This window comes from Roseibium sp. (assembly GCF_965233565.1).
Taxonomy (GTDB): Bacteria; Pseudomonadota; Alphaproteobacteria; order Rhizobiales; family Stappiaceae; genus Roseibium.
This window is the reverse complement of sequence record NZ_OZ247494.1, coordinates 3,042,390-3,065,242: the sequence shown is the minus strand read 5'-3', so window position 1 is coordinate 3,065,242 and position 22,853 is coordinate 3,042,390. Positions and strand designations below refer to the sequence as shown.

At 59.0% G+C, this 22,853-nt stretch carries 17 protein-coding genes and 1 tRNA gene; 7 read left to right on the top strand and 11 right to left on the bottom strand.

Features of this window, described 5'->3' with window-relative positions:
• Positions 1-10: 10 nt before the first annotated feature.
• The 4 genes from ACO6TG_RS14105 to ACO6TG_RS14090 form a co-directional block, all read right to left on the bottom strand.
• Positions 11-271: a hypothetical protein gene (locus ACO6TG_RS14105; protein WP_422378749.1), complete on the bottom strand. Its 261-nt coding sequence runs from the start codon at positions 269-271 to the stop codon at positions 11-13.
• Between the two features lie 13 nt (positions 272-284).
• A complete protein-coding gene (locus ACO6TG_RS14100) occupies positions 285-1,550 on the bottom strand; it encodes a S8 family peptidase (protein WP_422378748.1) in 1,266 nt (421 codons plus the stop codon).
• A 575-nt stretch (positions 1,551-2,125) separates the two neighbouring features.
• Positions 2,126-3,688, bottom strand: a complete 1,563-nt coding sequence (locus ACO6TG_RS14095; protein WP_422378747.1) for a cation:proton antiporter — start codon at positions 3,686-3,688, stop codon at positions 2,126-2,128.
• Between the two features lie 310 nt (positions 3,689-3,998).
• A tRNA-Arg gene (locus ACO6TG_RS14090) sits at positions 3,999-4,075 on the bottom strand.
• Positions 4,076-4,404: 329 nt separating this feature from the next.
• On the opposite strand from ACO6TG_RS14090, the gene ACO6TG_RS14085 reads away from it, so the two are divergent.
• Both ACO6TG_RS14085 and ACO6TG_RS14080 read left to right on the top strand, forming a co-directional pair.
• Positions 4,405-5,232: a hypothetical protein gene (locus ACO6TG_RS14085; protein ID WP_422378746.1), complete on the top strand. Its 828-nt coding sequence runs from the start codon at positions 4,405-4,407 to the stop codon at positions 5,230-5,232.
• A gap of 52 nt (positions 5,233-5,284) precedes the next feature.
• Positions 5,285-6,730, top strand: a complete 1,446-nt coding sequence (locus tag ACO6TG_RS14080; protein ID WP_422378882.1) for a M48 family metalloprotease — start codon at positions 5,285-5,287, stop codon at positions 6,728-6,730.
• A gap of 202 nt (positions 6,731-6,932) precedes the next feature.
• Here ACO6TG_RS14080 and ACO6TG_RS14075 read toward each other — a convergent pair whose 3' ends face one another.
• The 5 genes from ACO6TG_RS14075 to ACO6TG_RS14055 all read right to left on the bottom strand — a co-directional run bounded on the left by ACO6TG_RS14075 (position 6,933) and on the right by ACO6TG_RS14055 (position 13,106).
• Positions 6,933-7,796, bottom strand: coding sequence for an RNA polymerase factor sigma-32 (locus ACO6TG_RS14075; RefSeq protein ID WP_094074859.1), 864 nt, complete (start codon positions 7,794-7,796; stop codon positions 6,933-6,935).
• Between the two features lie 188 nt (positions 7,797-7,984).
• Positions 7,985-8,572, bottom strand: coding sequence for a CarD family transcriptional regulator (locus ACO6TG_RS14070; RefSeq protein WP_422378745.1), 588 nt, complete (start codon positions 8,570-8,572; stop codon positions 7,985-7,987).
• Between the two features lie 456 nt (positions 8,573-9,028).
• On the bottom strand, positions 9,029-9,361 hold the full coding sequence (fdxA, locus tag ACO6TG_RS14065; protein WP_422378744.1) for a ferredoxin FdxA: 333 nt from the start codon (positions 9,359-9,361) through the stop codon (positions 9,029-9,031).
• 218 nt (positions 9,362-9,579) lie between these two features.
• Positions 9,580-9,981, bottom strand: coding sequence for an RNA-binding S4 domain-containing protein (locus ACO6TG_RS14060; protein ID WP_422378881.1), 402 nt, complete (start codon positions 9,979-9,981; stop codon positions 9,580-9,582).
• The gene (locus ACO6TG_RS14055; RefSeq protein WP_422378743.1) at positions 9,981-13,106 is read right to left on the bottom strand and encodes a helicase-related protein; all 3,126 of its coding nucleotides are present in this window, start codon (positions 13,104-13,106) and stop codon (positions 9,981-9,983) included. Before ACO6TG_RS14055 ends, ACO6TG_RS14060 begins: the two co-directional genes overlap by 1 nt.
• 528 nt (positions 13,107-13,634) lie before the next feature.
• On the opposite strand from ACO6TG_RS14055, the gene ACO6TG_RS14050 reads away from it, so the two are divergent.
• From ACO6TG_RS14050 to ACO6TG_RS14035, 4 genes are all read left to right on the top strand, one after another.
• Positions 13,635-13,919 carry a hypothetical protein gene (locus ACO6TG_RS14050; RefSeq protein ID WP_422378742.1) on the top strand — a complete coding sequence of 95 codons (285 nt, stop codon included), beginning with the start codon at positions 13,635-13,637 and terminating at the stop codon, positions 13,917-13,919.
• Positions 13,910-17,350, top strand: a complete 3,441-nt coding sequence (gene pyc, locus ACO6TG_RS14045) for a pyruvate carboxylase (RefSeq protein ID WP_422378741.1) — start codon at positions 13,910-13,912, stop codon at positions 17,348-17,350. Before ACO6TG_RS14050 ends, pyc begins: the two co-directional genes overlap by 10 nt.
• Positions 17,351-17,542: 192 nt before the next feature.
• Entirely contained in the window at positions 17,543-18,139 is a 597-nt protein-coding gene (locus ACO6TG_RS14040) for a hypothetical protein (RefSeq protein ID WP_422378740.1), read from the top strand.
• 149 nt (positions 18,140-18,288) lie between these two features.
• Positions 18,289-19,854, top strand: a complete 1,566-nt coding sequence (locus ACO6TG_RS14035) for a DUF1254 domain-containing protein (protein ID WP_422378739.1) — start codon at positions 18,289-18,291, stop codon at positions 19,852-19,854.
• Positions 19,855-19,887: 33 nt separating this feature from the next.
• Here the strand turns inward: ACO6TG_RS14035 and ACO6TG_RS14030 are convergent, their stop codons facing one another.
• Both ACO6TG_RS14030 and ACO6TG_RS14025 read right to left on the bottom strand, forming a co-directional pair.
• Positions 19,888-20,643: a glutamine amidotransferase gene (locus ACO6TG_RS14030; RefSeq protein WP_422378738.1), complete on the bottom strand. Its 756-nt coding sequence runs from the start codon at positions 20,641-20,643 to the stop codon at positions 19,888-19,890.
• Positions 20,644-20,735: 92 nt separating this feature from the next.
• A complete protein-coding gene (locus tag ACO6TG_RS14025; RefSeq protein ID WP_422378737.1) occupies positions 20,736-21,206 on the bottom strand; it encodes a TerB family tellurite resistance protein in 471 nt (156 codons plus the stop codon).
• A 314-nt stretch (positions 21,207-21,520) separates the two neighbouring features.
• Between ACO6TG_RS14025 and ACO6TG_RS14020 the strand changes: the two genes are divergently transcribed.
• Entirely contained in the window at positions 21,521-22,783 is a 1,263-nt protein-coding gene (locus ACO6TG_RS14020; RefSeq protein ID WP_422378736.1) for an imelysin family protein, read from the top strand.
• The last annotated feature ends 70 nt before the right edge of the window (positions 22,784-22,853 follow it).

Below are 22,853 nucleotides of genomic sequence, written 5' to 3'. Positions count from 1 at the left end.
CGGGTCCAAATCAGATCGGCTTTCGTTTGGCTGGCTCGTGAGCGTATTCGATCTCATCGAGAGTTTCGAGTTCGTGAAGAATCCGCTGCGAATTTGCGAAGTCGTTCAACCGCACTTCGAACACTGCGCCCAGCTCATCGCTGTCGTCGCCCGGAAAAACCGGTTCAACCCTTTCAGCGGCCTGGCCCACCAGTTCATTCAATCGGTTCGCACTGGCCAATTGGTTTGCTTGAGTTTTGAACTTCACGATTATGGCCGGATTGTCAGCCACGGTTTCTGATCTCCTAGATCCTGTCCAAAGCTTTGCGAATATTAAGCCGTCCGTGACCATAGGTCGATGAGAAACCGGTCGCCCCTGCGACTTTGTCGGCGCTGCGCACCAGGTGATTGCGGATCTGGCTCAAGGTCAAAGACGGGTCTTTGGCAATCATGAGGGCGATGGCAGCGCTCACATGAGGCGTAGCCATGGATGTGCCTGGCCATGCTTCATAGTTGGTTCCACCAGCCATTGACGACGGGTAAGTCGGTATCGTGCTCAGGATATTCACGCCGGGCGCAACCAGATCAATATGTGTTCCCGTTTGACTGAAATCGGCAATGGTGTCGGTCTCGTCGGTCGCGCCGACCGCAATAACGTCTGCAATTGCCGCCGGATAACTCGTCGGGTTTCCGCTCAATTTGTCATTGCCCATGGCGGCAACAACTGCAATGTCATTTTGGATTGCCTGCTTGATCAGAATATCTTCGGTCGGATCGAAACCACCACCCAGGCTGAGATTAATGATTTTTGCGCCGCTGGTTATCGCGTGACGCAGTGCTCGGTAATAGCCGGGAGCATTATAAGGCGACAGCGCCTTCAACGACATGATGCTTTGACTGTCGATGATACCACGCACACCCCTTGCATTGTTGATGAGCGCAGCGATTGTTCCCGTGACATGAGTGCCGTGCCCGCTCGTGTCGTCATTTTGTGCGCTGCCCGTGAAATTGAGATTGGATTGAAATGTGCCTGTCAAATCGGGATGGTTGGGATCAATACCGCTATCAATCACCGCCACAATCACGTTGCTTGGATCCGGAAAACTGGCCGCAGTTTCGGATTTGAACAATTCGATGGCCGCCAGGTTCCATTGACGATTGAGCAAAGGGTCAGCGGCTAGCGGAAACTTCTCCGGGGCGATATATGCAAACTCAATCATCGGATCTTTTTCCAAGTCCGACAGAGCCTTTTTGGCGTGACGCTCGCTTGGCATGGTCAGGGCATTCAGACCCGCCAGTTCTTCGTTTTTTTCCTCCACAGCCGCCAATGCCATACGGCGGATACCGCTGAAGGAGCTGTCGGAGATATCATCGAATATCGGACCGGCATCTTCCACGTCGCTGCTTTCCAGCAACCTGTTAAAAGCGCCGAGGTCTTCGGAAACAACTCCATCGTCTGCAGCAGCGCGAAGAGCGCCTCGTGTTGCGCCGCTGTGCTTTAACTTAACGACGATCTGACTGTTTGCGGGTTTGCGTTGCACACTGAGCGGGCCGTAATTCTGACGAGTCATCTCGAACTTCCTCTATCTTCTAAACTGAATGAATTTGACCAGGGCTGAAAACAGGCGCCCCGAAGACAATCTCAAGAGCCGCCTTGGCAATCAATTGGTGATGCTCAAGCATGACGTGCTTTTTTGAAGGCGGCTCTTCAAAATTGACTTTTGAAATTAAAGCTAAACAGGGCGTAAAAATAAAGCCAAAAGTAGAAAATGCCCTCCCGTGTTATGAGTCAAGTTTTCGAAGCTGTCGTTTTGGATTCCTTTTCTGCGCGGTCGCGTTCTATCCAGGATCAATCGCGCAAGATTTTTGCGTGAAGCATCCCAGGGTCAACCTTGCTTGACCGCTTGCCGGGTGAAAGTCCCGCAAAAAACCGGCATTGCAACGCCCGGATCTGACGGAACTCGGCAACCCGACAGGCCGGGTTTTGACTTCGAGTTCGGGCACGGCCTTCTCGAGGGTGTTCTCAAACACCCGCCAGCTCCGGTTCAAGAAACCATCCGGGTCGACCTTGAAGAGTTGAATGTCGTATTGAAACAGTCCGTATGCGCGTCCTGTGGCAGTCAAGACCACTAACAAGCCGCGTTTCTCAAGCGTTGCGCGTAAGGTTCGGTTCAATGGCATGGGCAGCCAGGCTCTGACCTGCCTCCTGCATTGTCAGATAAGTCTGGTCGGCACCCGCATCAGTGATTTGCTGAACGTGATCGGCATGGAGCGCATGACTGACAATCGTTCCTGAAAAACCGCTTGCGCGCAGCATCCGGGCCGAAATCAGTTTGGCTTCCAGGTCGTCCATTGCCAGAACCGCGGCTGAAATGCCCTTCAGGTCGACCCCGTGCCAGAAATTGCTGTCTTCCGCATCGGCGAAGATCACGTTTCGGCCAGCTTTCGCGTGTCCCTGGACCTTGTAGACATCGGCGTCGAGGCCGATCGGCTTGCAGCCCTTTTCGATCAGTGCGTTGTAAGCCGCGGTTCCGGTGCGGCCCATTCCGAACACGATGACATCGGCGGTTCCGAGATCTTTTGGTTGTTCGTCCGGGTGACGCGCCGAGAGCTCAAACCGCTGCAGCCGGGCCTCAAAACGCTCAAAGATCGGATGGGCGAAGCGGTTCAGCGGAGCAGCGATCAGGAACGAGACCGACACTGCAATGGCCAAAGGCACGAGATAGTCCTGCGCGGCGGGGATGCCTGCCGCCACGATCAGCCCGAATTCGCTGTAGGCGGTCAGAGACAAGGCCGTGACGAAAGACGTTCGCGCTCGTAGTTTGAAAGCAATCAGGACGAAGAAAAACAGAACACCCTTAAGCGGCAACAGAACTCCCAGGACCAGCGCAAAGGTCAGCGCGTTCCAGTCCGGCAGACCGGACATGCCGATGGAGAGAAAGAAACCGATCAGGAAGACTTCCTTGAGTGCCCAAAGCGAATTTGACAAGTCGCTGGCCTTCGGGTGACCGGAGAGCAAGAGCCCCATGACCAGCGCACCGATCTCGCCCTTCAAGCCGATGATCTCGAAACCGACGCCGCCTATGACGAGACTGAGCATCATCCCGGTCAAAAGCAGAACCTCGTCGTGACCGGCAAGGTCCAGCAAGCGAAACAGCAGTGGCCGCAATAAAGGGGTGGCAAAGATCAAAAGCGCCCATGGGCCGGGCAGTTTACCGGCAAAGATCGCCAGCACCACAAGCGCGAGGATGTCCTGGACAATCAAGATGCCAATGGCTGTCCGGCCATGAAACGTGCCCAGTTCGCGCTTTGCTTCCAATATTTTGGCGGACAACACCGTTGACGAGAAGGCGAGCGCAATGCCGATGAGCAGGGCGCTCATCCAGTCGCTGGTGAACAGCAGCCGGACAATCGGGGCAAATAGCGCAATCGAAACGGCGAAGTGAATCACGGCGCCGCCAATCACCTGAGGTTCGGTGATTTGACGCAGCTTCAGTTTCAGCCCGATGGTGAACAACAGCATCAGGACGCCAAGTTCTGCGACATATTCGAGAATGGGTCCTGTCTCGACGGGCATGCCAAGGCCCGGTCCGATGAAATTGATGAAAAAGCCCGCGGCCAGGAAACCGACCAGCGGGGGCAGGCCGATCTGCCGCACAGCGAGCCCGAAGACGAAGGCAGTTCCGATAGCGAAGACTTCAAAATGCATTTTCGTCTCACTTGCTGTTGCGCAGCGTCAGGGCAAGCCAACACTCTTTCGAAATGTCAGGATAAGCTTCGCATGGCTTATCTTTCTGCCAGTTCATCTGATCTCGGCAAGTAAACGCAACAAAAATGAAGGCGACGCTAATAGCCGGGATTGCACCTCTCGCTTAAACAACTGAGAAGCAACATTTGGAAAGACAGGGACTGGCCCTTGCAATTGGCGGATCTGCAGCAGCTAACCGGCACGGCAAAGTGCCCGAGTGTCGTTCAGACACTAGCGGTCTGCAAACCGGATCAAGGAAAATGCAATAGAATGGTGACCCCGACAGGATTCGAACCTGTGACCCTCAGATTAGGAATCTGATGCTCTATCCTGCTGAGCTACGGGGCCGTACGGCAAGCCGATTAGCATGATTTGGCGGCGAAGGCGAGACCCAGTGTGGCGGCATTGCGGTTTACAGAGGCTGCCCCGTACGACCGGCCTCTCATGGTGCATCCCGTCAATTTGCGCTCCTGTCTTGGACTTGCCTTATTCCGTGCGTAGCAAGGAACACTCGTCGTGACCGCTATTCGGGACCAGTCGCCGCCATCCCGGTGAGCGCCCGGACAAGGGGTGACCCATTGAATTGGCTAAGGGGTGGGCCAGTGCCGAAAGGGCCGGGGAATATTGGTTCTGCCAGCCGTGCGTCTCTGCGCCCGGTACCATCCCGTTTGGCCAGAATGTTATCCCTGCTGCTGGTGATGCCTCTGGCTGGCCTTGCAGTCTTCCTGGCTCCTGGCAAGGTATTTGCCGCTGAGGCACTTGATGCCTGCACCATAGATCTGGCCACTGCCATCCCAGTGCACCCTGCCGGGGAAGAGCTGCTTTTCGAAGCAGAGGACGGCACCTCGTTCCGAGCCAGTGACTTGAGAATTCCGGAAAGTGCCGAGACATCGCACGCTGCCGTCTGGCCGGCGAATGAAACGGACGTGCTGGCAGTGCCGGCTGGTTCGGAAGACCGGTGGGGCCGGGTGCCTTCCTGGATCATCCTGCGCCGGGACGGGAGCCTTCAGATCTGGCAAAGTAGCCTGCTGGAGCAGGGTGCGGCCTTCTTTGCACCGCTTCACGCCGAAGCGGGGTGTGCCGAAGCGCTGCGCCGGGCGGAGGGCCGGGCGCGTCAGGAGAGCACCGGCCTTTGGCGGGAAGGAGGCGCAGGCCTGGCCTATCGGACGGACAGGCCTGATGCGTTTGCCGATGCTGAGGGACGCTATGTGATTGCGCGCGGGCGTGTTGTTTCCCTTGGAAAAACCCGCAGTACCCGCTATCTGAATTTCGGAAGATATTGGAAAACGGATGTGACGGGCACCGTGCGGGTCTCGGACGAGGATGACTTCAACGCAGCGCTCGCCCGTCGGGGCTGGCATCTGGACGGGCTGGCCGGCCGCGTCGTCGAGTTGCGCGGTGTCGTCGAACTGAGGGACGGGCCGCATATTGCGCTTCGAAATCCGGAGCAACTGGTGGTGCTGGAAGACAAAAGGGCAGGACGTGAGCGCCAAGGCAACAACTGATATCCGGCAGCACTCGCAAAACGGAGCGCGCCAGGACGCGGCACCGGCGTCGATTGGCGGCCGGTTGCGCCTGCTTGCCGTTGCCGGTGCAACCCTTCTGATTGCCTCCTGCCAGCTGCTGGGTGACGGGCCGAGCGTCGGCACGGTCTCGCCCGGCACGTTGCGGCCGAACCTTGCCGCCAATATCGGTGAACGCGAACATCCGCGGGTCGTGGCCACCTATGGCGGGGTCTATAAGGATCCGGGCGCCGAGCGGGCCGTTGCCAGCGTCGTCGGCCGTCTGGTGGCAGCATCCGAAGTCCCGTCCCAGAGCTACAAGATCACGATCCTGAATTCGCCGGCCATCAACGCCTTTGCGCTTCCGGGCGGCTATCTTTACGTCACCCGGGGCCTGCTGGCGCTTGCCAATGACACATCGGAAGTGGCGGCGGTGCTGGCGCATGAAATGGCTCATGTCACGGCGAACCATGCGATCAAGAGGCAACAGCGCGCAGAGGCCAAACAACTGGCCAACCGGATCCTGACCGATGTCGTGCAAGATTCAGAAGAGGCGCGCAAGGCGATCATCTCATCGCAATTGTCCTTCGCCCGTTTCAGTCAGGTCCAGGAACTGGAAGCTGATGATATCGGCGTCAAAACGCTGGCAAGAGCCGGTTACGATCCTTACGCGGCAGCCCGTTTCCTGCGCTCTATGGCAGCCTTCGCCCGCTACCAGTCGGCCGATAAATCCGGGTCCTCGGCGCCGGATTTCCTGTCCTCGCACCCGTCGACGCCGGAGCGACTGCAGATTGCGATCCGCGCGGCCCGGCAGATCGGGGCACCTGGCATCGGTGAACGCGACCGGGACCGGTATCTCAGCCAGATCAACGGCATGCTCTTCGGTGACGATCCTTTGGAAGGTTTCGTGCGCGGCCGGTCCTTCCTGCACAAGGCACTTGGCATCGGCTACACCGTGCCACCCGGTTACATTTTGGAAAACACCCCGGAGGCAGTTCTGGCCAGCAATGGCGATGGCACGGCGATCCGCTTCGACGGTGCCGATGTCAGCGGCTATTCCAGCTTGCGGGACTATATGAATTCCGGCTGGATCAATGGCTTGTTACCGGAAAGCGTGCGGGAAACCACGATCAACGGTCTGCCCGCAGTGACCGGGGCTGCGATCACACAAGGCTGGTCTTTCCGCATCGCAGTCGTGCGCATCGGCCGCACGGGCTACCGTTTCATCTTCGCCAGCCGTTCGCCAAGTGATCGCTTCGACCGGGATTTTCAGGCAACGGTCAACAGTTTCAAGCAGCTGTCGCCCACGGAACGCGCGCGCCTGAGGTCACTCCGGATCAAGGTCGTCCAGTCCAAACCGGGCGACACGGCGCGCAAGCTGGCCGTCGGCATGAGCGGCGTGGAGCCGTCCCGCCGGCTGGAATTCTTCACGATCTTGAACGACCTGAGCGCTGACAAAGCCATTCCGGCCGGAACGGCCATCAAGCTGGTTGTGGACTAGCGCAGTCGCTTTAAGCGTGCAGACCGTAACGCCAGCGTCCCCCTATTGGAGCGGGACAGTGGGATTGTCTCCGCTTGACCACGAGTGTTTTGCCGACCCCGGAACTCCTTCCCGGGAACCACAGATGCTGCGATACGCGATGAACGGTGCTCAAAAAAGGGGAGCCTCGCGGCTCCCCGTATCAGTGGCAGCTTGGATGGGGTCAGGCGCTGTAAACGGCCTTGTCGGGCTGGGCCGCCAGAAGCGCGGATTTCAGTTTTTCCATCGCGCGGCTTTCGATTTGGCGCACGCGTTCCTTTGAAATCCCGAGTTTCAGACCGAGGGATTCGAGCGTTGCACCTTCTTCCGACAAACGACGTTCACGCACGATTTTAAGTTCGCGCTCACTGAGGACCTCAAGTGCAGAAGTCAGCCAGCGGCGGCGCCGTTCAGTGTCGATGTTGCCAGTGACGATCTCGTCGGGGAGCGGTGCATCCGACACCAGGAAATCCTGGCGATCGGCACTGGAGCCCTCGCTGTCGGTCATCGGGGCGTTGAGCGACGTGTCCGGTCCAGACAGGCGAGCGTTCATCAGGGCAACATCGGACTGCTTGACGCCGATCGCATCGGCGATTTTCTGATGCAATTCGCTGTCGGTGAGTGGCGTCTGGTTGCCGGAGAGCTTGGCGCGCAGCCGGCGCAGATTGAAAAACAGAGCCTTTTGCGAGGACGAGGTGCCGCCGCGTACGATAGACCAGTTGCGCAGGATGTAGTCCTGGATCGACGCGCGGATCCACCAGGTGGCGTAGGTGGAGAACCGGACTTCGCGTTCCGGTTCGAAACGGGCAGCAGCCTCCAGGAGGCCGACATGACCTTCCTGAATAAGGTCGCCCAGGTTCAGTCCGAAGTTGCGAAAGCGCGACGCTACGGCAATCACCAGGCGCATGTGTGAAAGCGACAGTTTTTCCAGCGCTTTCTCATCGCGGTCATTCCGCCATCGAAGCGCCAGATCAAGCTCTTCCTCACGGGTGAGATAGGGCGCCTTCATGGCGGCTCGCACAAGTTGACGTTTTTCGCTCATGGACATGTTCGCCACTCCGATGTGTTATCGGGGTTACTACGTACCTGAGCTCAGGTTAGATCACTTATGCCTGCCGTTGGGGCACAATTTTTGCAAATTCCCGTGAACGCGTGCACATCGTGCGGCCTGGAAACACAAAAGGGCCCGGAAATCTCCGGGCCCTCTCCTGTCGAAAAGAACAATCCGCTTTAAGATCAGGCGGCTTCTTCTTCCTTGTCGTCGTCTTCCTCAGCGGCTGCCTCGGCTGCGGCTTTCATGCGGCTGGGAGACTTTGCCAGGTTCTGTTCGATCTGCTTGATTGCTTCGGTTTCCGAGCACTTGTTAACCGCGGCAATTTCACGAGCCATGCGATCAAGCGCGGCTTCATAAAGCTGACGCTCGGAATAGGACTGTTCCGGCTGGCTCTCGGACCGGTAAAGGTCGCGAACCACCTCGGAAATCGCAATCAGGTCGCCAGAATTGATCTTGGCTTCATATTCCTGGGCGCGGCGGCTCCACATGGTGCGCTTCACGCGCGGGCGACCGCGTACGGTCTCGAGAGCCTTCTTGACGGCCGCCGGGTCGCCAAGCTTGCGCATGCCGACGGACGCGATTTTCGCGACCGGGACACGAAGGGTCATCTTGTCCTGTTCAAAAACGATAACGAGCAACTCCAAAGAGTGACCTGCAACGTTCTGCTCTTCAATGGCGGTAATCTGGCCGACGCCATGTGCCGGATAAACGATGTACTCGCCGGTTTTGAAACCCTGGCGCTGCGCGGTCTTTTTGGTGCTTGTTGCCATACTCGTATTCTCTCCTGCGCAGTTATCGGCCCCATTCGGGCCGGTGTCGGACCGCGGCGCGGTCCTCTGTTCTTATGCGACACGAAGCCCGCCGAGCGATCCAAGGTGGAACGCCTGTTGATATGCGGCGTGTCAGGGCTGGTCAGTCGTCGATTTCCACTTTAGAACCTTGATCAGTCATATGAGCTGCCGGAAGCTTGCTCCGTCCGGTTGGTCAGGCCCGGGACAGGATTTCACAAACTCCGTTTTGGGGGTTTTTCTCGTGGTTGGCGACTAGTCCTTATATGTAACATACTTTTGTGGAAAATTAAAGTGTTGTGCTTTGCAGGTGCGCAAACAGCACAGTTAACCTAGCGGAAGCTGTCCGTCAGGCTTCTGAAATTATTCGCAAAAACACCGCCTGTTGCCTTGCGTGGGCGACTTGTCGCAGTGCAGCAAATTCGTGTCGTCGCCGAATCAGGCCGGGGGATTTGGCGAAAAATACTGTTCGAACTTGTTTTTCTTACCGTCAAACTCTTCCGCCTCAGGCAGAGGATCTTTCTTTTCGGTAATGTTAGGCCATTTTTCGGAGTATTCGGCGTTCACTTCGATCCATTTTTCAAGGCCTGGCTCCGTATCCGGCAGGATGGCCTCTGCCGGGCATTCCGGTTCGCACACACCGCAATCGATGCATTCGTCCGGATTGATCACCAGAAAATTCTCGCCCTCATAGAAACAATCGACCGGGCAGACTTCAACACAGTCGGTGTATTTGCACTTGATGCAATTGTCTGTGACGACGTAGGTCATCTCAATCCTCATTCGGTGCCGGTGCGGTTTAACTGGGTCGCGCCGTTAGCCACAGTTCCGGTCATCAGTTTCGGGCCGCTCTTGTCGCGGGCAGGTATATCGTCTCGCGTTGCAGTTGGGTATCGTTTTTGTCCCTTTGGCGCAAGCGCTCTGGATGACGCAGTCAGCGGCAAGAAGAGAAAGTTTTTCTGTTTTTGCCGTTCGCAAGGGAACAGAGGTCAGTCTTCCCCCCGCAAGGCGTCCAGCTTGCGCCGGTCGCGCTTGGTTGGACGACCCGAGCCAGCCTCGCGTTGGCCGGGCGGCAGCGGTGGCGGCGCTTCTTTTGGAGGCGGTGGGGGCGACAGGTCTTCGTAAAGTTTGCGGGCCTCTTCATAAGGTCCGCGGCGTGCGCCCAGTGCCAAAACCTTCAGCACCAAAATGCGCCGGTCCAGTGCGACGGTCAGAACATCACCTGTGCGGATGGTCTTGCTGGCGGAAGAAATCTTGTCGCGATTGACCCGGACATGACCTGATGTCGCCAGCTTTTGCGCGAGCGACCGGGATTTTGTGACCCTGGCGTACCAGAGCCACTTGTCGATGCGCAGGCTGCCGGTGGCAGCATCTGTGTCCGGTGCCGGAATTACTTCTTGTCCTTGCTACTCAGGTCCGCTTTCAGCGCCATCAACGCGGCAAAAGGCGAATTGGGATCGATCGGCTTGTCCCGCTGCGGTTTTCCGTCACGGCGATTGCCGCCATCAAAGCCCTTGCCGCCCTGGGCGCCGCGATTGCGGTTCGGTCCGCCCTTACCGCCTTTGCCATGGCGCTTGTCGTCGCGATTGCCTTTCGGCCCCTGGCCCTTGCGGTTGTCGCCGCGGCGTTGATCGGAACGACCGCGCGGCCGGCGGTCATGACGGCCCGGGCGCCAGATTTCGATGGTCACCGTTTCCAGTTCGCCGTCTGCAGCCACGGCGGAACTGTCGGCAACGGCTTCTCCGGCGCCAGCGGAGACTGCTGCGGGAGCATCGCTCGCTTCTGCGTCAGAACCGGCTCCGACAGCGCTCGCGTCTTCAGCAACCGGTGCGGCCGGTGCTTCCTCGGCCGGGCTCTCAGCCTCGGTGGCCTCGGCAACCGGTGCATCTGTGGTTGCCGCTTCATCAGCAGCCTCGGATGCCGCTGCTTCCGGAGCGTCCGGTGCTGCCGCTTCCGTTGCTTCGTCGCTTGCAGGAGCTTCGGTTTCCGCGGCAGCTTCGGAAGCCGTGGTTTCTTCGACAGCCGGCTTGGCGACGACCGGGCGCTGGACTTCCTTGGTCTCGACGCGGTAGCCGAGCGACTTCAGCACAGCGGAGAAATCCTCGCCGGCGCAGCCGAGCAGGGAGGTCATGGCGACGGTCACCGTAAAGCCGCCACCTGTCTCGATGGCACCTTCCGGAGGGCTGACCTCGGCGTCGAGCGGCTTCCAGGCGATCAGCGGACGGATCAGATCCGCCAGACGTTCCAGGATGTCGACACGCACGGCGCGCGGGCCGCAGACGCGAAAACCGACAACCTTGTAAAGTGCCTTGTCGATGCTTTCGTCGACTGGAATGGACGTGCGGCCGGACGCCGACAGCTGCGGCAGCTCCGCCATGCCGTTCATGTCCAGTGCGCCGTGTTTCAGAGCCCAGAGCTGTGCCAGGAGCTGGCTTGGAGCAGGTTTCAGCAGCGCCGGAACGAACACGGTATAGGCGCCGAAGCGCACCCCGTGCTTGCGCAACGAAGCGCGCATGTCCTGATCCAGCTGACGGATTTCATCGGCAGCGTCCTGGCGTTCCAGAATGCCGAGGCCTTCCACGATGCGGAAGGCGATACCGCGTGCCAGACCTTCTAGGCCTTCGCCAGTTTTCAGGTCGACCAGCGGCTTCAGCAATGTGTCGATCTGGGCCCTGACCCAGAGGTCCATGCGATTTTGAACCGTTTCGCGTGCCGGACCGGTCAGATGTTCGTCTGCCAGAAGCAATGCAGTCGGTGCCAGCACCTCATCGCCGGCGACCAGCTTGGCGACAGGTTCCCCGCGCCAGCGGATGGTGCCATCGGCGGTGAGCACGAAGTCGGCGTTCTCCGACTTGCCGAACTTCTCCGCACGGGATTCGATTTCGCTCGTCAGCGCTTTCTGGGCTGCGGCCCGTACCGTTTTTCCGTCCGGTCCTTCGGCCGCCGCGTCGGGGGCAAACCGGAAGCCAAGCAGATTCCCGATGTGCTGACCTTCAACGAGCACATCGCCGCTCGATGTAATTTCCGCTTCCAGCATTGCGTTCTCTCTCAAACGTCGCATCAATACACTTGTACGCCGGTCCACGAAGCGCTGCGTTAAACGCTCGTGAAGGGCGTCGGATAGTTTGTCTTCAATGTCGCGCGTCTCCCCCTGCCAGTGGGCCGGGTCGGCCAGCCAGTCGGGACGATTGGCGACATATGTCCACGTCCGGATATGGGCAATCCGGTTCGCGAGTGTGTCGATATCACCATCCGTGCGGTCTGCGAAGGCCAATTGACGGGTATACCAGTCATCGGCAATGGCGCCGTCCTGCATCAGATGGGTGTAAATGGTGTTCAACAGTTCGGCATGGTTCGCGGGCGCGATCTTACGATAGTCCGGGATCTGGCACACGTCCCATAACAATTCGATCGATTTTTTACCCTTTGCCATTCCGGATATTGCGGAATCGCGCAACAAATGTTCAAGCGCGGTGATGTCGTCGCCAGTAGGTGCCCTAGCGAGACCTTCTTCTGCCGGGACCGCGTCGAGGCTGCGGCGCAATGCATTCGCGGATGAAAAATCCAGCGCACTGTTGCGCCATTGCAGCACTTTCAGGCTGTCGAACCGGTGACTTTCGATCTGTTCGATCAGCTCATCGTCCAGCGGATCGACCCTTCCGGTGACGCCGAATGTGCCGTCTTTTGTGTGGCGGCCGGCCCGGCCCGCGATCTGAGCCATTTCGGACGGGGTCAGCTGGCGGTACTGATAACCGTCATATTTGCGGTTGCCGGCGAAGGCGATGTGGTGAACATCGAGGTTCAATCCCATGCCGATTGCATCGGTCGCCACCAGGTGGTCGACATCGCCGTTCTGGAACAGTTCCACCTGCGCGTTCCGGGTGCGCGGGCTTAAGGAGCCGAGCACCACCGCGGCACCGCCACGTTGCCGACGGATCAGCTCCGCGATCGAATAGACCTCATCCGAAGAGAAAGCCACGATCGCCGAGCGCGAGGGCAGGCGCGACACCTTTTTCGAACCGGCATATTCCAGGACCGACATGCGCGGACGGGTGACCACATTGAGGCCGGGCAGCAGTTTTTCCAAAAGGGGACGGGCTGTGGCCGCTCCCAGGAGCAGCGTTTCGGACCGGCCGCGCAAATTGAGAATACGGTCGGTGAAGACGTGACCCCGGTCGAGATTGCCCGCCAGTTGGACCTCGTCGATGGCGACAAATTCTGTGTTGAGGTCGAGCGGCATGGCTTCGACGGTGGAGACCCAGAAGCGCGGTTTTTCCGGGATGATCTTCTCTTCACCGGTGATCAGTGCCACGGCTTCGGGGCCGGCCCGGTCCGCGACCCGTCCATAAACCTCGCGGGCCAGCAACCGCAGGGGCAGGCCAATCAGTCCGGATGGCTGTGCCAGCATGCGTTCGATCGCGAGGTGGGTCTTGCCAGTGTTCGTGGGGCCAAGCACGGCCGTCACTGTGCGAGACCGGGCAGACGGCGGCAGCGGCAGATTTTGGAGACGGGGCATGTAAGTGCTTGTGATCGGCTTTCTTAAAGGCAGGCGCCCTGAGGCTGGCACCTATATATGGTGCCGCGTGTCTAGCACAGGCAAGGCGGGCATGTCGTTACTCTTTTGGCCAAAAGGTCAGCTTTTCCCGGTTGGAAATAAATTGTGGAGAACGACTCTGGAACAAACCGAAACCGAATCGCTGACTCTTGGTGATTCAGGATTTGTTCCCTACCAGATGTGGTTTGCTGGACACTTGACGCTACGAAATCCTGAATCGCGTCAGAGGTTTGAGTCGTGAATGCGATTGTCGGGCGATTTGCCCGGAATCGCTGTCAATAGATAATTTTCGGTAAACAGCTTTCTGACCATTGAGGAGTGCCTCCTTTACCTTAGGACACAGGGTGAACGAATCTCGGACGAATCGGTGACTCGAGGCTGTTCGAATTTTGTTCTCACAAGATCTAGTGGGTGGGGTGCGCTGCGTTCATAGGCGAGCCAGATTGAACGGGCGTAATCTGGTGGCGTGCCTCTGGAAGCTGTCCCGAATTGAACCATTTTGCCGCGAAATCATCATTTTGCCCCTTGAGCGCGGGTTTTGACGGCAAAATTGCTGCGCCGCAAATTTATCTGAATGCGACACGAATTCAGGGTTTAAATCAATTTGGCGTTGGATTTCCTACAGTTATCAGCGCAGGCGCAAAAATATTTTCCAAGTTAAAAAAAGGACATAGCTTCTGCCCCTTTTCAAGAGCGTCCGTCCAAAGTAGAAATCTTGCCGAAACCGGCAAGACTGTTTGTCGAAAATTAGGGGGAATGGGCGTTTGGCGATAACAAAAATTCTCGTTGCGAACCGATCGGAAATTGCGATCCGGGTATTCCGGGCCGCCAATGAACTTGGCCTGAAAACAGTCGCGATCTATGCGGAACAGGACAAGCTGGCGCTGCACCGCTTCAAAGCGGATGAAGCGTATCAGGTCGGCAAGGGCCTTGGCCCGATCGAAGCCTATCTTTCCATTGACGAGATCATTCGTGTTGCCAAACACGCTGGCGCTGACGCCATTCACCCTGGCTATGGCCTTCTGTCGGAAAGCCCGGAATTCGTCGATGCCTGCGAGGCCGCCGGCATCACCTTCATCGGCCCGAAATCGGACACGATGCGCCGTCTCGGCAACAAGGTCGCGGCGCGTAATCTCGCCATCGAGGCGGGCGTTCCGGTCATGCCGGCAACGGACCCGCTGCCCGATGACATTGAAGACATCAAGACACAGGCGCTTCAAATCGGCTATCCGGTGATGCTGAAGGCTTCCTGGGGGGGCGGTGGCCGCGGCATGCGCGTCATCCCGGACGAAGCGACGCTGGAAAAGGAAGTCCTGGCCGCAAAGCGCGAAGCCAAGGCGGCCTTCGGCAAGGACGAGATCTATCTGGAAAAGCTGGTCCAGCGGGCGCGCCACGTTGAAGTGCAGATCCTGGGCGATGGTGACAACGTCGTCCATCTTTATGAGCGCGACTGCTCGATCCAGCGCCGTCACCAGAAAGTGGTCGAGCGGGCACCGGCTCCCTATCTCGACGAGGCCAAACGGACCGAATTGTGTGACTACGGTCTGAAAATCGGCCAGGCGGTGAACTACCGTGGCGCAGGCACCGTCGAATTCCTGATGGATGCGGATACGGGCTCGATCTATTTCATCGAGGTCAACCCGCGGGTGCAGGTCGAGCACACGGTGACAGAGGAAGTGACCGGCATCGATATCGTCCAGGCACAGATCAAGATCTGCGAAGGGGCGAAAATCGGCACTCCGGAAAGTGGCGTGCCGGCACAGGGCGCAATCCGCCTGAACGGTCACGCCCTTCAGTGCCGCATCACCACCGAAGATCCGGAGCAGAACTTCATCCCGGATTACGGCCGCATCACCGCCTATCGCGGCGCGACCGGCTTCGGCATCCGGCTTGACGGCGGCACGGCCTATTCCGGCGCCGTGATCACCCGTTTCTATGATCCACTGCTGGAAAAGGTGACCGCTTGGGCGCCGACGGCCGAAGATGCGCGCAAGCGCATGGACCGTGCCCTGCGCGAATTCCGGATCCGGGGCGTTGCCACCAACCTGGTGTTCCTGGAAAACATCATTGGCCATGACGACTTCAAGGCCAATGCCTATACCACCCGCTTCATCGACGAGACGCCGGCTCTGTTCGAGCAGACCAAGCGCCAGGACCGGGCCACCAAGCTCCTGACTTACATTGCCGACGTCTCGGTGAATGGTCATCCGGAAACGAAGTCGCGCGAGCGGCCGCCGAAAGACGTGGCCGCACCGGTCATCCCGGATTTCGGTGACGACAAGCCGGCCGGCACACGGCAGTTGCTTGATCAGCTCGGCCCGAAGGGCTTTGCCGACTGGATGAAGGCGGAAAAGCGGGCGCTGATCACCGACACGACCATGCGTGACGGACACCAGTCTCTCCTGGCGACCCGCATGCGCAGTCACGACATCGTCAACATCGCGGATGCTTATGCGGCCGGTCTGCCGAGCCTGTTCTCTCTGGAATGCTGGGGCGGTGCCACCTTCGACGTTTCCATGCGCTTTTTGACCGAAAGCCCCTGGGAGCGCCTTCACCAGATCCGTGAAAAGGCGCCCAATATCCTGCTGCAGATGCTGCTGCGCGGGTCCAATGGCGTTGGCTACACCAATTATCCGGACAATGTGGTCAAGTTCTTCGTCGCCCAGGCGGCGGAGAACGGGGTTGACCTCTTCCGCGTGTTCGATTGCCTCAACTGGGTGGAGAACATGCGCGTTTCCATGGACGCGGTTCAGGAAGCCAACAAGCTCTGTGAAGGCGTGCTCTGCTACACCGGCGACATGCTGGACAGCGCGCGGCCGAAATACGACCTGAAATACTATGTCGGGCTGGCCAAGGAGCTGGAAGCGGCAGGTGCCCATATCCTTGGCATCAAGGACATGGCCGGTCTTCTGAAGCCGGAGGCTGCCCGGGTCCTGATCCGGACGTTGAAAGAGGAAGTCGGTCTGCCGATCCACTTCCACACCCATGACACGTCCGGCATTGCCGCAGCCACGGTTCTGGCCGCCGTTGAGGCTGGCGCCGATGCGGTTGATGCGGCCATGGATGCCCTTTCCGGCCTGACTTCTCAGCCCTGCCTCGGTTCCATCGTGGAAGCCTTACGCGGCAGCGAGCGGGATACCGGCCTCGATGCGAAGACAATCCGCCAGATTTCCTTCTACTGGGAAGCGGTCCGGGCACAGTACCGGGCATTTGAAAGCGACCTGCGCTTCGGCGCGTCCGAGGTCTATCTGCACGAAATGCCGGGCGGACAGTTCACCAACCTGAAGGAACAGGCCCGTTCGCTCGGTCTGGAAACCCGCTGGCATGAGGTCGCCCAGGCTTACGCCGATGCCAACCAGATGTTCGGAGACATCGTCAAGGTGACTCCGTCGTCCAAGGTGGTCGGCGACATGGCGCTGATGATGGTCAGCCAGGGCCTCACGGTCGAGGACGTCCAGGACCCGGCCAAGGACGTGGCCTTCCCGGACAGTGTCGTGAAGATGCTGCACGGTGACCTGGGCCAGTCGCCCGGGGGTTGGCCGCAAGCCCTTCAGAAGAAGGTTTTGAAGGGCGAAGAGCCGATCGTGGTGCGTCCCGGCTCGCTCCTGGCCGAAGCCGATCTTGACGCCGAGCGTGCTGCAGCGGCTGAGAAAACCGGGCACGAGATCGACGATGCGGAACTCGCCTCCTACCTGATGTATCCCAAGGTCTTCACCGATTTCGACAAGGCCTACCAGCAATATGGCCCGACGTCGGTTCTGCCGACACCGGTCTATTTCTACGGTCTGGACGCGGGCGACGAGGTCTTTGTCGACCTCGAACCAGGCAAGACGCTGGTGGTGCGCTGCCAGGCCATCGGCGAAACGGACGAAAAGGGTGAGAAGAAGGTGTTCTTCGAGCTCAACGGCCAGCCGCGCAACGTCAAGGTTCCGGATCGCGCCCATGGCGCCACCGGCGCTGCTGCCATGCGCAAGGCGGAAGATGGCAACGCAGCCCATGTCGGCGCGCCGATGCCGGGCGTGATTTCCACGGTCGCTGTGGCGTCCGGGCAGGAGGTCAAGGCAGGCGACGTGCTGGTCTCCATTGAAGCCATGAAAATGGAAACCGCGCTTCATGCGGAGCGGGACGGCACGGTCAAGGAAGTGCTGGTAACTCCGGGTGCCCAGATCGACGCCAAGGACCTGCTGGTCGTCTTCGACAGCTGATCGAGCAAAGGTGAGCGGGCCGCACGTTTCTGCGACCCGCTCGCTACTGGTATGATCCTTAACGCCAAATTCGTGCGGTTCACGAGAGGTCACATTCCAACACCGGGCATGTGATTTGAACCGGTTCTCCCTGTGGCGGGAAGCTGCAGAAGCCAGGTCTCGCAAGAGACGTCAGCTTTGAGGAGAAAACCCATGAAATTGAGTCTTGCGTGTCTGGGCGGCGCACTAGCCGTCTTGCTTCTTCCGCCCACCGCTCATGCTGCCTGTGACGTCAAAGTGCCCGGTTACGAGCTGACCGGTGACCAGGCGCAATCCGTCTACGATTGTCTGAAGGCCGAATTGCAGGCCGGATATCAGACAGGGGCCAAACGCTGGATCCCGGAGGACTTCGTCAGGGATTATCCCGGATGGACAGCTGCCAGCGCCTTTCCGGCAGCGCCTGGATTTCATGGTGGCCGGTTCCTGGTCACCTATGTGAATTCCGTGGGTGAGGAGGAGTACCTGAAATACAAGCCCGAAAACGTTCAGATCCCGGCCGGAACAAGGATCGCCAAGGAATCCTTTGCTGTCGATGATGACGGCAAGGTCGCGACAGGGCCGCTTTTCCTGATGGAGAAAGTGGCGGCAGGAACATCGCCGGACACCGATGACTGGTTCTACATGATGGTCTCGCCCGGCGGCGTGCCCCAGGCCGTCGATGTCATCACCGCCTGCAGCGAATGCCACCAGGGAAATTTCGGCGAACAAGGCGGTCTCGGCTATCCGGCCGAAGAGGCCCGGATCAGGTAATCCTGACCGAATGAAGGGCAGACCGCTCGCCGGACCTCGTTCACCAAATCCGAGGTATGTGGGGCCAGTCGGTTGATCTCCTGCGAGAGGCGACCAGATACTCCTGTCGGAAGGCGCTTAATTGTGCGCCGGCATCCCGGGAGGATTTCATGAAACGGTTTGGACTATCGCTTGCAGCCTGTCTCTTTTTCCACGGAGGCATAGCCCAGGCCTCCGACAAGCTGGTCGAGCTGCCCGGCTACAACACGCCCATTCCGCAGGACATTCTGACCCCGGACGAGGTCGAGACGCGGTTCGGTACGCTGAAGTTCGTTGACGGGCGGCCGACCCCGGAAACCAGCGCGCTGATGTATGACACGCTCGATTTCATGCGCGGCGTCGAAGTGTTCCTGAATTTCATCCCGGCGACCTCCATCGAGGGCATTCGCCGGGGCATGGACACGATCGGTGTCAATCAGGCGCACAAGGTTGCCGTGTTCGAGGAGCTGATGGATTCCAATCCGCTCTTTCTGACCGGCAACACGGATACGGTCTACGCCTCCTCCATTCTCGATCTCGGACGGGACGGCCCCACCGTGATCGAAGTGCCAAAGGGCCAGGGCCCGACCACCGTGAACGACGCCTATTTCCGGTTTGTCACCGACATGGGTGTTCCGGGACCGGACAAGGGCGAGGGGGGCAAATATCTGATCCTGCCGCCCGATTATGACGGCGACCTCGACCCTCCGGTGGGCGGATACGAGGCCGAGGTGGAGGACGAGACCTATTTTGTTTCGAAATCAACCAGCTACATCAACTGGTTCATCGCGCGTGGCTTCCTGGTGGACGGCAAGACCGATGCGGCCGTTGCTGCCTACAGAGACGGCTTGAAGATCTATCCGCTGAAGGACAAGGCGTCACCACCGCAGATGGAATTCGTCAACGCCTCCAAGAAGGTCTTCAACACGATCCATGCCAACACGTTCGAATTCTACAACGAGCTGAACACGGTTCTGCAGAAGGAACCGGTTTCGACCTTCGATCCTGAATTGCGCGGTCTTGCGGCATCGATCGGCATCCAGAAGGGCAAGGACTTTGCCCCTGACGAACGCATGACACAGATCCTGACCGAAGCAGTTGCCATCGGCAATGCGACGGCGCGGACGATCTGGCTCAAGCCGCGTGACAAGGCTGCCTATCTTTATGAGAACAGCGGCTGGTTCACGGCCTTTATCGGTGGCAGCTGGGAGTGGCTGCGCGACGAGGGCAGGGGCGGTCGCTATCTCGATGCCAGGACCATGTTTTTCTATATGGCAACGGTCAACACGCCCGCGATGGTGCTCAAGATCCCCGGAAAGGGCTCTCAATATGCGCTGACCGTCACCGACAGTTCGGGCGCATTCCTCGACGGGTCAAACAGCTACTCCCTGACCATACCGGCCAATGCGCCGGCCAAGGATTTCTGGTCTGTGGTCGTCTACGATCCTCAGACACGATCGGAACTGCAGACCAGCCAGCCGTTCCCGAGCAAGAACAACAAACGAGACAAGCTTGTCGAAAACGAGGATGGATCGGTGACGTTGCATTTCGGTCCGGAAGCGCCGGCCGGCAAGGAAGATAACTGGGTGCAGACCGTGGCCGGCAAGGGCTGGTTTGCGATCCTGCGTCTTTATGGTCCCGAAGAGGCCTGGTTCGAAAAGACCTGGCGTCCGGGTGAGATCGAACCGGCGGGCTGAACAGATCCAAGGGGCGACGGAGTATCTGAAAACCTACTCCGCCGCCTTGAGGAGGCTGTGCTCCACGGGTGCCGCCGCAGTGCCGATCCACAGGTCCAGGAAGCGATCAAGCCATTTCCTGACGGCCGGGTCATAGACAAACCGTCCCGCGAAATGGTCGCGGCGCTGCTGGGCGCCGGGCAGTTCCATGCGCGGAGCACCCTTGGTGGTCCACTTGACCATCATCTGATGCGTGAGTTCCGGGTGAAACTGGATGCCGTAGGCTGCCGGGCCATGCCGGATGGCCTGGTTCGGATAGGTCGGGCTGGTCGCCAGAAGTTCCGACCCCTTGGGCAGATCAAAGCCTTCGCGGTGCCACTGATAGACCTTGTTCGGCCAGTCCATCAGGGCGTCTCCGGTTTCTGTCGGACGCAGCGGATAATAGCCGATCTCGACCAGGCCATCGCCGTGGCCGCTGACGGTGCCGCCGAGTGTCTTGACCATCATCTGGGCGCCGAGGCAGATGCCCAGAAAGGGCTTTTGTTCCCTTAGCGGCACGTTGATCCAGTCGATTTCCTTCTGAACAAACGCGTCCGGGTCATTGGCGCTCATCGGGCCGCCAAAAATAACGGCGCCGGCATGCTGCTCCATGGTCTCAGGCAGACTGTCCCCGAAACGGGGCTTTCGAATGTCGAGGGCGAAGCCACGCTTGACCAGTTCCTGGCCGACCCGGCCGGGAGAGGAATGCTCCTGATGGAGAATGACCAGGATTTTGGGGCGATTCTTGACTGGATCGGGCTGAAAAAGCATGTGCTTAGTATGGGGGACCGGCGCGCAGAAATCGAGTCCCGTCGAGGGGCAAATTGCACATTCGCACGGCGCCTATGCCTTGATCTCGCGCATCAGGCCTCGTCTTCAGGCGCCGTCTGGGCCACCTTGTGGCGCAGTGTCATCCGGTCGCGTGTCGAGACGCCGAGCAGTTCGGCCACACGCCAGATGGTGTTGTCCTCGAATTCGTGCACATGGCCGTCGGCATAGACGATTTCCCACATCATCTCGACGATTGCGAGCCGCTCTTCTTCTTCCGTTGTGCGCTTGAGCACCGAGGTGAAGCCATAAAGGTCCACGGCTTCCTCGTCGCGCTGCTTGGCGGCTGCGATCAGTTCCGTGGTTTCCTTGTCGCTGAGGTCATAGTGCTTCTGCAGGATCTCCCGCAACTTGGAGCTTTCCGACTCTTCGATGACGCCGTCGATATCGATCAGGTGAAACAGTAGTGCGGCTGCAGCCAGGCGCTTGTCGTCCTCGGCGAAGGTCTTTTCTCCGCTGTCACCGAAGGTCAGTTCCCGAACAAAGCTTTTCAGCGCATTGAGCATTCTTTGGTCCCCGTTGGGCGGTGCCCGGCAAGTCAGTTCTTCACCGGATCATGTCATTGCTGTCCTTAACTTTCCATAGCACGAAAGTGTTGATGCCTAGCTTAGGGCCTAGACATGCGTATAAAAACTTACATTTCAAAGTTAACTTTTTGGAATGTTTCTAAAGTACTGATTTTTTTAAACTATTAACTTGACTTTTACCCTCATGAAATGGTTACACCGATCCATTCCCAGTGCAATCGCACTTCCCGCATTTCAAGAAAGCATGCCATTGCCGGTCATTGGTGCGCTTTCCGATGGTTAGGAACGGACCCATGAAATCACTCAAATTTGGCCTCCTGGCCGCAACAGCCCTTTTTGTATCGCCGGCGATGGCCGCAGCCCCGTCAGATGTCCTGTCGACCTATAGCGATATTGCACAGGCCAAATACGCAGACTCCCTGGCAACTGCCAAGACCCTGAAAGCAGCCGTCGACAAGCTGGTCGCCGAGCCGACCGAAGCGAACCTGGAAGCGGCCAGGGCAGCCTGGATCGAGGCGCGTAACCCGTATCAGCAGACCGAAGCCTACCGGTTCGGCAACGCCATCGTCGACGACTGGGAAGGCAAGGTGAATGCCTGGCCGCTCGATGAAGGCCTGATCGACTATGTCGATGCCTCTTATGGTGACGAGTCTGAAGAAAATGACTTTTATGCCGCCAACGTCATCGCCAATCCGACGCTGAAGGTCGGCGGCGAAACCATTGATGCCACCGAAATCACCGCAGAACTGCTGGCCGACACGCTGCAGGAAGCCGGCGAAGTGGAAGCCAACGTCGCGACCGGCTATCACGCCATTGAATTCCTGCTCTGGGGCCAGGACCTGAACGGCACCGATGCGGGCGCAGGCAGCCGTCCGGCGACCGACTTCGACACCGCCAACTGCACCGGCGGCAATTGCGAACGCCGCATCCAGTATCTGCAGGCGGCAACCGATCTTCTGATCTCCGACCTGCAGGAAATGGCCGCTGCCTGGGCTCCGGGTGGCGCAGCACGCGAAGAACTTGGCGGCAAGGGCGATGCCGGTGGGCTCGCCACGATCCTGACCGGCATGGGGTCGCTCTCCTATGGTGAGCTGGCGGGCGAGCGCATGAAGCTCGGCCTGATGCTGCATGATCCGGAAGAAGAGCATGACTGCTTCTCCGACAACACACACATGTCTCACTACAATGACGTCGTGGGCATCCGGAATGTCTATTTCGGCGAATACAAGAGCCCGCTCGGCAATGATGTTGCCGGCGCCTCGCTCGCAGACATGGTTGCGGAAAAAGACCCGGCACTGGCCGAAGAAATGAAGGCCAAGCTCGACGCTACCCTGGCGGCTTTCGACGTCATGAAGGCGCGCGCCGAAGGCGGTGAGGCCTATGACCAGATGCTCGGTGAAGGCAATGCAGAAGGCAATGCCGTCGTGCAGGCCGCGGTCGATGCCCTTGTTGACCAGACCGCTTCGATCGAGCGTGTCGTGAAGGTGCTCGAGTTGGACGAGATCGCCTTTGAAGGGTCCGACAGCCTCGACAATCCGGGCGCCGTCTTCGAATAAGCAAACAGTCCCGGTGGGTGGCGAGGACCGCCCACCGGGATCTTCCGCGAATTGGGGCTCGCGGCAAAAT